Genomic DNA, 10,042 nt, shown 5'->3' on the forward strand with positions numbered 1-10,042 from the left:
GATGTCGCGGGGCACGCGCAGATCGGCGAGCGCGGCGCGCCAGTTTTCTTCCGATGTCAGCGCTTGGGCGGCAATGTCTTGCGGGTGCCGCGCCAGACGCCGCGGCCCCGGTCATATTGCTCCAGCTCGCGGCGCAGCGCGTTGGCGGCGATGGGCTGCATTTCGTTGTCGATGGTCGCGCGTACGGTCAGACCGCCGGTGAAGAATTCACCCTCCCCGAAGTCGAGGCTGAGCTGGCGGCGGATTTCATCGGTGAAATAGTCTCGCGGCGGCAATTCTGCCTTGAAGCTTTCGAAATCGCCGTTCTGGACGGAACGCAGCGGCTCCGCCACCTCCTGCTCATAGGTCGCGGCGGTGATATAGCCGTTTTCCTTCATCTCGCGCAGCACGAAGTTGCGGCGGGCGAGCAGCCGGTCCTTGCGGCGCACCGGGTGATAATCGGACGGCGCCTTGGGCAGCGAGGCGAGGAAGGCGGCCTCATGCGGGGCCAGTTCATTCAATGTCTTGTTGAAATAGGTCTGGCTCGCCGCGGCCACGCCATAGGAGTTCTGGCCGAGGAAGATCTCGTTCATGTAGAGTTCGAGGATCTGTTCCTTGTCCAGCGTCTCTTCGAGCCGCGCGGCGAGGATCAGTTCCTTGATCTTGCGCTCTGCCCGGCGGTCGCCCGACAGCAGAAAGTTCTTCATCACCTGCTGCGTGATGGTGGAGGCCCCGCGCACGTCCTGCCCGCGCGACCGCACCGCATCGACCGCAGCCGCACCGATGCCCCGCAGATCATAGCCTTCGTGCTGATAAAAGTTCTTGTCCTCGGCAGAGATGAACGCCTGTTTCACCAGATCGGGAATGGTTTCCGCCGGGGCGAAAAGCCGCCGTTCCTTTGCGAATTCGTCGATCAGACGGCCCTGACCGGAATAGATCCGGCTGATGGTCGGCGGGGTGTATTGCGCCAGCGACTCGTGGCTGGGCAGATCGCGCCCGTACATCCAGAAGACGGCACCGATGGTCAGCGCGACCATGGCGATGCCCATGGTCACGGTGGTGAAGATACCGCCTAGAAAGGAAAGGATAAATCTGAGCAAGGAGAAAACCGCCGTGGATCGGTTGAACTGGCCCTGACCTATAGACCAGATCGGGGGGTCGCGTCAAAACACTTGGCGGTCAGCCGGGCGCGGATGCCCGCCTATGGGCAGCACTCACTGGCGCACCAGCGGCTTGCGCGCGGCGTCCTGATCGCGCCATGCCAGCAGCGCATCCGCGATGCCCGCAACCATGACCGCGCGCCAGATCGGATCGCGCAGGTTGGCGAGATCGCGCTTCGAGCTGAGAAAGCCGACCTCAACCAGGACCGAGGGGATATCGGCGGATTTGAGCACCGAAAACCCCGCCCGGCGCAGGGGGCGGCCGTTCATCGGTCCGCCGGCCTTTGCCATTCCTTCGACCAGAACCTCGGCCAATGCGACGGAACGCGGCTCGGTCTCCTGCCGCGCCAGATCGAGCAGGATACCTGCCACCTGATCGTCAGACCCGGTCAGATCCGCGCCCGCGATGATGTCGGACCGATTGTGCCGGGCGGCAAGATGCTCTGTCGCGGCATCGCTCGCCTCGTCCGACAGGGTATAGACCGTGGCCCCCTTGGCCCCGCCTTCGGTCAGCACATCGGCATGCAGCGACACGAAAAGATCCGCCTGCGCCTGATGGGCAAGCGCCACCCGGGTTTCCAGCGCGACGAAAACGTCTTCGTCCCGGGTGAGAACGACCTCCGCCCCCTCACGTACCAGTGCATCCCGCAAGGCGCGCGCAAAGCTCAGCATCAGGTCCTTCTCCGCCACGCCTTCGCGCTCTGCACCGGGATCGATCCCCCCGTGCCCGGGATCCAGCACCACGGTGAAACGCGCATCGTTCGGATCGGGCGCGCGGGGCGGTGCGGTCAGCGCCACCGTCCACGACGGATCGCGCGGCACCCCGGCCGCTTTGGCGAATTCGGATGCGCCCACCTCTTTCAGGTCAATCTCCAGCGTTGCGGTGCCGCTTGCCTCATCCACGGGCATGGCGATCTCTGTCGGGCGCATGGGCACCGCCAGATCGGCCACCAGCCGCGACCAGCCGGGCTGGAACGCGCCGAAGCGCACGGCCGTCACCCGCCCCGGTTCGGGGAGCAGATCGGCGTCGCTGATGCCGGTCCAGTCGGCTTCGCGGAAGTCCACCACCAGCCGGGGCGGATCGTTGAGCAGGAAGACGCGGAAGGGCACGCCCTGGCTCAGACCGATGGTCATGCGCGTGGCTCCGAACCAGCGGTCCTCGATCACGCTGCGTTCCGGCTCCACCCGGGCCAGCGCCGTCAGTTCCTGCTCCGCCCGAACGGGAGAGAGCGAGGCGACGAGCATCAGGCAGACCGCGAAGACCGTTCTTTTCATGGCGTAACCACCCTCACCCTGCCCCGTTTCCGGTCGTCGTTTCACCCACGATCCGGCCTGTCCTGCATAACACCGCTCACCCGGTCGGGCCAGCCTGCCCCCGCGCCTCCATGAAGGCCGAAAGGCGGCGCAGCCCCTCTTCGATATCGGCGGTGGCGCGCGCATAGGAAAAGCGCAGCGTGCCCGCGCCGCGCTCCGGGTCGAAGTCCAGCCCCGGCGTCACGGCCACGCCCGCCTCTTCGAGGATCTCCGCCGCCAGCGTGCGGCTGTCATCCGTCAGGTGGCTCACGTCGGCGTAGATATAGAACGCCCCGTCGGGGGGCGCGATCCTGTCGAAACCGGCCTTGGGCAGCCCTGCGAGCATCAGGTCCCGGTTGGCGCGGTAGACATCCATGTTCGCTTCGAGCTCATCGGTGCAATCCATCGCGGCGAGTGCCGCGATCTGGCTGGCATGGGGCGCGCAGATGAACATGTTCTGCGCGATGCGCTCCACCACCCGAACGTGATCGGGCGGCACCACCATCCAGCCCACGCGCCAACCGGTCATGGAGAAATACTTCGAGAAGGAGTTGATCACATAGCTGTTGTCCGTGACCTGCAGCGCCGTGACGGCCTTTTTGTCATATTCGATGCCATGGTAAATCTCGTCCGAGATGAAAGCCGCCTGCGCCTCTGTGCAGGCCTCGGCAAGGGCGGCCATGGCGCTGCGGTCCAGCATGGTTCCCGTGGGGTTCGCCGGAGAAGCGACGAGCAAACCCGCCAGATCATGGGCGCGCAGGTCATCCGCATGGGGCTGGAACCGGTTTTCGCGTGTTGTCGGCAGATCGACAGGCTGCAGCGCCAGCGCCTTGAGTATCTGGCGGTAGCTGGGATAGCCGGGCGCGCCGATACCCACCCGCGCGCCGGTGTCGAAAAGTGCCGTAAAGGCGAGCAGGAAACCGCCGGAGGATCCCGGAGTGATGACGACCCGCGCGGGGTCGAGATCCACGTCGTACCACTCACCGTACATCTGTGCGATGCGGGCGCGCAGTGCCGGAAGCCCCAGCGCCACGGTATAGCCCAGCGGGCCTTCCTCCATGGCGTGGGCCAGTGCTGCGACCGCGCCGCGGGGGGCGCCCGTACCGGGTTGGCCGACCTCCATATGCACGATGTGGCGCCCCGCTGCTTCGGCTGCGCTGGCGGCCTGCATGACATCCATCACGATGAAGGGATCGACAGCCGACCGGGTTGAATTATGCATCGCCTTGCTCCTTACTCTCAGACGTGGTTTCACCGCAGCATGCCCGCGGCGTCAAGCAGACCCGCAACCGACCGCCCTGTTTGTCACAAAGTCCGCCCGATAAAACTGAAAGTCCTGCCCATGATGCATCGCCTTATCGCCCCCCTCTTCGCAGCCGCCACCGCACTGGCCCTCACCCTGCCCGCGCAGGCGATGGATCTGACGGAACTCACGGATGCGGAGCGCGCCCAGTTCCGGGCCGAGGTCCGTTCCTACCTGCTGGACAACCCCGAAGTCATCATGGAGGCGGTCGAACTGCTGCAGAACCGCGAAGCGGAAGCGCAGGCGAATGCCGAACAGTCGCTCATCAGCGACAACGCCGATGCGATCTTCAACGACGGATACAGCTACGTCGGCGGCAATCCCGAGGGCGACATCACGCTGGTCGAATTCCTCGACTACAAATGCGGCTATTGCAAGCGCGCCCACCCGGAGGTGGAGAAGCTGCTGAAGACAGACGGAAACATCAAGCTGATCGTCAAGGAATTCCCCATTCTGGGTGCGGAATCCATGCTGGCGTCGCGCTATGTCGTGGCGGCAAAGCAGGTCGTTGGGGGGGACAGCTACAAGGCCCTGGGCGATGCGCTGATGGCCTATAACGGAGAGGTCACGCTGCCCGCCCTGCGCAGGCTCGCCACGACCTTCGGTCTCGATTCCGATGCAATCGAGGCGAAGATGGACAGTGACGAAGTCACCGCCGAAATTGCCAAGACCCGCGCACTGGCCGACAGGCTGCGCATCTCGGGCACGCCCACCTTCGTGCTGGAAGACGAAATGCTGCGCGGCTACCTGCCGTACGATCAGATGATGGCGCTGGTCGAAGAAAAGCGCGGCTGATCCCGCGCAGGCGCTCGTCGCGGGGGCCGGGGCGCGACCCCCGCATAATGGCTATTCCGCCGCGTCCTGCGCGGCGGCGGCTTCCAGTTCCTCGGCCTTCTTTTCCACCTGTTCGACGATATGGTCGATCATGCCCTCGTTGCCGAGCTTGTGGCTCTGCGCCCCTGCGAGATAGACCATCCCTGAGCCTGCGCCGCCGCCGGTAAAGCCCACGTCCGTCATCAGCGCCTCACCCGGGCCATTCACCACGCAGCCGATGATCGACAGGCTCATCGGTGTCTTGATGTGCTCCAGCCGTTTTTCCAAGGTTTCCACCGTCTTGATCACGTCGAACCCCTGCCGCGCGCAAGAGGGGCAGGAAATGATATTGACGCCCCGGTGCCGCAGGCCAAGCGATTTAAGGATCTCGTAGCCGACCTTCACCTCTTCCACCGGATCGGCGGAAAGGCTCACGCGGATCGTGTCGCCGATGCCCATCCACAGAAGGTTACCTAGGCCGATGGCGGATTTGATCGTGCCGGACATCAGGCCGCCCGCCTCGGTGATGCCAAGGTGAATGGGCGCATCCGTCGCCTCCGCCAGTTTCTGGTAGGCGGCGGCAGCCATAAAGACGTCGGAGGCCTTACAGCTGATCTTGAACTCGTGAAAATCGTTGTCCTGCAGGATCTTGATGTGATCCAGCCCGGATTCCACCATCGCGTCGGGACAGGGCTCCCCGTATTTTTCCAGGAGGTGCCGTTCCAGCGAGCCGGCATTCACGCCGATGCGGATGGAACATCCATGATCGCGCGCGGCCTTGATCACCTCGCGGACGCGCTTTTCGTCGCCGATGTTGCCGGGGTTGATCCGCAGACAGGCAGCACCCGCCTCTGCCGCCTCAATCCCGCGGCGGTAGTGGAAATGGATATCCGCTACGATGGGAACCGGGCTTTCCGCCACGATTTCCCGTAATGCCTTCGAAGAAGCCTCATCCGGGACGGAAACCCGCACGATATCGGCCCCCGCATCCGCCGCGGCCTGAACCTGCGCGATGGTGCCGCGCACATCCGTCGTCAGCGTGTTGGTCATCGTCTGAACGGTAATCGGCGCATCGCCCCCCACGGGGACATTGCCCACCATGATCCGGCGCGAGACGCGGCGTTCGATGTTACGCCACGGGCGAATGTGATTGAGGCTCATCAGAGGGTCCCCCGGGCTGATTGGCTTGGGTTTGCCCTTACCTAATCCCCGACCCGCGGGATCTCAATGCCCGGTCAGCGGCTTTGGCAAGGCAGCGCCGCAAGGGTGGCCGCATCGACCGAACCGCTCAGATCCGCAAACATGCGCGAGAGCGAGGTATCCGCATTGGGGTCCACTGCTTCATACGCCGCCGCCAATTGCGTGCTGTCCAGCACGAGGTTGGAGGTCACGCTGCCGCGTGCGCCGACCGGCCCATAGCAGCCGTCGGACATGGCGAAGAACAATGCCCCGGATTCACCGGTGCGCAGAGTGGGCGGTTCTTCGGTCAGGGGCACCTCATAGGTGTCGCCCTTGTTCATGATGCCTTCGTAGATGACAGTGCCATCCGCCGCGCGGACCCGAACCCACGAAGGATAGGCCGCGACCATGCGAAGACCGGGCGCAGGCGTTTCGACGACCTGCGGCACGTTCTCACCGGGGAGGGCGTTGTCACCGGGAATGGCGCTGCTTTCAGGCACGTCGCCCGCGGCCAGCGCCATGCGGATCGCTTCATCGGCGGAGGACGGCACATCCGTTGCAATCCCCTCACCCCCGCTCGAACCGCTGCTTGCGGGCGTGGCAAAGACACCGACGGCCCGGGGATCGAGGGTGGAAATCGGCGCGTCCCGCGCCACCAGAACCGGCACGTCCAGCGCCTGTGGGCGATAGAGCCGGTCCAGCGCCTCCATCCGGGGGGCCCGCATGCCGCGCCCGGGGGCTTCGACCTCTTCGCTCTCCTCGGGGGCACGGGCCAGCGCGCCTTCGACCGGGTCGAGGTCCGACAGGACGATAGGGGTCTGATCGACTGGCGCGACCTGAACACGCTGCACTTCCTTCAGCACCGTCCAGCCGCCGAAGCCGAGAGCCCCGATAAGGGCCACAAGAACGGCGACGGAGCCGATGGCGCTCGGCTCGATCCGGCTGAGGAAGGAATCACTCGTCGGGGTGAAAGGCAGACTGGGCTGAACGAAGATGTCGCCCGGATCCGAACGCTTCAACCGCTCTTCGCGCGTGGGCTTCTTGATGACAGAGGCTTCCGCTGACATGCCATGGGCCACGGAAAACCCGGATTCGGCACAGAAGCCCGCAAAGGCCCGGTCCGGATCCATGTCGAGATAGCGCGCATAGGAGCGGACGTAGCCCGCGATGAAACCGGGCGTGTCGAAAGCATCGGGATCGCAATTTTCGATGGCGGCAATGTAGGAGGCTTTGATCCGCAATTCGCGCTGAACATCCAGCAGCGATTTGCCCATGGTGGCGCGTTCGCCGCGCATGACATCCCCGAGCCGGAGTTCGAAATCGTCAAAACCCCGCGGTTCGCCCAAGTCCTGTTCTACATCCTTGGAGGACCACCGCCCGATCATACCATGCCCTACCTGTCTGCCTGCCTATGGCCTTGTCCCGATCGCCCCACGATTCGGATTTAGCCCCTTGTTTGGTTAAGACTACCATAAGGCAGATGGAATACGAATGGTTCCCTTTCTAGCCGACCGCTTCGGCACGATTCAGCGCACAATGTGACCATAGCATGTCCATTGCCCGAACCAGCGCATCCATTTCCTTGGGCCCGTGAACCGGCGAAGGCGTGAATCTCAGCCGTTCGGTGCCGCGCGGAACGGTCGGGTAATTGATGGGCTGGACGTAAATTCCGTGTTCTTCCAATAACATGTCGGACAGCATCTTGGTATGGACCGGATCGCCCACCATCACGGGCACGATGTGGCTGCCGTGATCGATGATCGGCAGGCCCAGCCCCTTCAGCCGCAATTTCAACGCTTTTGCCTGTTGCTGATGTGTCGCACGCAAGTCGGGCGCGCGCTTCAGAAACGCCACGGAAGCCGCCGCACCGGCCGCCACGGCAGGCGGCAGGGAGGTGGTAAAGATGAATCCCGGCGCATAGGACCGGATGGCGTCGCACATTCGCGCCGAGGCCGCGATATAGCCGCCCATGACACCATAGGCCTTGGCCAGCGTGCCGTTGATGATGTCGAGCCGGTGCATCAGCCGGTCGCGTTCCGCCACCCCGCCGCCCCGCGGGCCGTACATGCCCACGGCATGCACTTCGTCGATATAGGTGAGCGCGCCAAATTCATCCGCGAGATCGCAGATCGCCTCGATCGGGCCGAAGTCGCCATCCATGGAATAGATGGATTCGAAGGCAATGAGCTTCGGCGCCGCCGGGTCGTCCGCTTCGAGCAATTCTCGCAGATGCGCCACGTCGTTGTGGCGGAAAATCCGCTTCGCCCCGCCATTGCGCCGCACGCCTTCGATCATGGAGGCATGGTTCAGCGCGTCGGAATAGATGATCAGGCCCGGAAAGAGCTTCGGCAGCGTGCTGAGCGTCGCATCATTGGCGATATAGGCAGAGGTAAAGAGCAGCGCGGCTTCCTTGCCGTGCAGATCGGCCAGTTCGGCCTCCAGCCGCTTGTGATGGATCGTGGTGCCGGAAATGTTGCGCGTCCCGCCGGAGCCTGCGCCGGTGGCCTGCAACGCCTGGCTCATCGCATCCAGCACGACGGGGTTCTGCCCCATGCCGAGGTAGTCGTTGCCGCACCAGACGGTGATTTCCTGTTCGCTGCCGTCGGGCCGGGTACGGACCGCATGGGGGAAATGGCCGTTCCGCCGCTCGATGTCGATAAAGGTCCGGTAACGGCCTTCGTCGTGCAGGCGCGCGATCGCTTCGTCGAGCTTCGCGGAATAGTCCATATGCCTCTCCATCATACAGTATTCAGGCGACAAGGCGCTCGCCTATATTCAACATTTAGAATAACTACAGAATGAGACCTTGGTGCACAATGCTTTTCCCCCGCCACCGCGCGGGCGTCTTGTCGCAGACCGGAGCGGCCCTGTGCCGGTCCACCCCGCCCCCTCTGGACACCCAATTCGCGGCTGATAGGCTCCGCCCAGATCAATCCGGAGAACCCAATGTCCATCGACGCAATACTCGGGCGCATCGACAACGAACTGCCCGCCGCCACCGAGCGGCTGCTGGAACTTCTGCGCATCCCCTCCATCTCGACAGACCCAGCATACAAGGCGGATTGCGACCGGGCCGCGGACTGGCTCGTCGCCCAATTGCGCGAAATGGGCGTCGATGCGGAAAAGCGCCAGACGCCGGGTCATCCCATGGTTGTGGGCCACGCGGGGGCAGCCGATGCCAAGCCTCACCTGCTGTTTTACGGCCATTACGATGTGCAACCCGTGGACCCGCTTCACCTTTGGGATCGCGACCCTTTCGACCCGCAGATCGAGGATACAACTGACGGTAAAGTGATCCGCGCACGCGGCGCATCCGACGACAAGGGCCAGTTGATGACCTTCGTCGAAGCCCTGCGCGCATGGAAGGAAGAGACCGGCGAATGGCCCTGCCGGATCACCTTCTTCCTCGAAGGAGAGGAAGAATCGGGCTCCCCTTCCCTGGTGCCGTTCATGGAAAAGAACGCGGAGGAGCTGCGCAGCGATCTGGCGATGATCTGCGACACCGGCCTGTTCGAAAGCCGCACCCCCGCCATCGTGACCATGCTGCGCGGCCTGCTGGGCGAAGAACTGACCATCACCGCGCCCGACAAGGATCTGCATTCGGGCATGTACGGCGGCATCGCCATGAACCCGATCCGCGTCCTGTCCCGCATCCTGGCCTCGCTGCATGACGACACCGGGCGCATCACGATTCCTGGGTTCTATGACGGGGTGCCGGAGCTTTCGGACGAGTTGGAGGCCCAATGGCAGGGGCTGTCCTTCGATCATGACGCCTTTCTGAAGGACGTGGGCCTTTCCACCCCGGCGGGCGAAGAGGACCGCACTCCGCTGGAGATGATCTGGTCGCGGCCCACCTGTGATGTGAACGGCATCTGGGGCGGCTACACCGGTGACGGGTTCAAGACGGTCCTCCCGTCACAGGCCCATGCCAAGCTCAGCTTCCGCCTTGTCGGAACGCAGGACCCGCTGAAGATCCGCGAAAGCTTCCGCCAGATGGTGCAGGACGCCCTGCCCCCCGATTGCACCGTGGAGTTCACCGGCCACGGGGCCGGTCCCGCCTCCGGCGTCGATACCGAAGGGCAGATGTTCGAAGCCGCGCGCAACGCGTTGAGCGAGGAATGGAACATCCCGGCGGCCTATATCGGCTGCGGCGGGTCCATCCCCATCGCGGGCTATTTCCAGAGCATCCTCGGCACCCGCCCGATGTTGATCGGCTTCGGCAAGGACGATGACCAGATCCATTCCCCGAACGAAAAATACGACATGGAGAGCTTTCACAAAGGCATCCGCAGTTGGGCGCGCATCCTCGACGCGC

At 64.0% G+C, this 10,042-nt stretch carries 7 protein-coding genes and 1 pseudogene; 2 read left to right on the forward strand and 6 right to left on the reverse strand.

The genetic code is table 11. The features are described from left to right. The 3 genes and pseudogenes from A3764_RS05490 to A3764_RS05500 all read right to left on the reverse strand — a co-directional run. A pseudogene (locus A3764_RS05490) lies at positions 1–1,079 on the reverse strand (transglycosylase domain-containing protein); the annotation flags it as partial. Between the two features lie 114 nt (positions 1,080–1,193). Beyond that, positions 1,194–2,414, reverse strand: a complete 1,221-nt coding sequence (locus tag A3764_RS05495; RefSeq protein WP_067922746.1) for an N-acetylmuramoyl-L-alanine amidase — start codon at positions 2,412–2,414, stop codon at positions 1,194–1,196. Between the two features lie 76 nt (positions 2,415–2,490). Further along, on the reverse strand, positions 2,491–3,654 hold the full coding sequence (locus A3764_RS05500; RefSeq protein ID WP_067922744.1) for a pyridoxal phosphate-dependent aminotransferase: 1,164 nt from the start codon (positions 3,652–3,654) through the stop codon (positions 2,491–2,493). Between the two features lie 123 nt (positions 3,655–3,777). Here A3764_RS05500 and A3764_RS05505 point away from each other — a divergent pair, with 123 nt between their 5' ends. Next, positions 3,778–4,530: a DsbA family protein gene (locus tag A3764_RS05505; protein ID WP_201722166.1), complete on the forward strand. Its 753-nt coding sequence runs from the start codon at positions 3,778–3,780 to the stop codon at positions 4,528–4,530. Between the two features lie 51 nt (positions 4,531–4,581). Here the strand turns inward: A3764_RS05505 and ispG are convergent, their stop codons facing one another. The 3 genes from ispG to hemA all read right to left on the reverse strand — a co-directional run bounded on the left by ispG (position 4,582) and on the right by hemA (position 8,454). Next, on the reverse strand, positions 4,582–5,709 hold the full coding sequence (ispG, locus tag A3764_RS05510; protein ID WP_067922736.1) for a flavodoxin-dependent (E)-4-hydroxy-3-methylbut-2-enyl-diphosphate synthase: 1,128 nt from the start codon (positions 5,707–5,709) through the stop codon (positions 4,582–4,584). A 74-nt stretch (positions 5,710–5,783) separates the two neighbouring features. Beyond that, a complete protein-coding gene (locus tag A3764_RS05515; protein ID WP_067922733.1) occupies positions 5,784–7,112 on the reverse strand; it encodes a helix-turn-helix domain-containing protein in 1,329 nt (442 codons plus the stop codon). Positions 7,113–7,230: 118 nt separating this feature from the next. After that, the gene (gene hemA, locus A3764_RS05520) at positions 7,231–8,454 is read right to left on the reverse strand and encodes a 5-aminolevulinate synthase (protein WP_067922793.1); all 1,224 of its coding nucleotides are present in this window, start codon (positions 8,452–8,454) and stop codon (positions 7,231–7,233) included. A 219-nt stretch (positions 8,455–8,673) separates the two neighbouring features. Here hemA and A3764_RS05525 point away from each other — a divergent pair. After that, the coding region (locus A3764_RS05525; RefSeq protein WP_067951300.1) for a M20/M25/M40 family metallo-hydrolase at positions 8,674–10,042 on the forward strand (1,369 nt) is incomplete at its 3' end.

The sequence above is a fragment of the Sulfitobacter sp. HI0129 genome, from assembly GCF_001635395.1.
Lineage (GTDB): Bacteria > Pseudomonadota > Alphaproteobacteria > Rhodobacterales > Rhodobacteraceae > Sulfitobacter.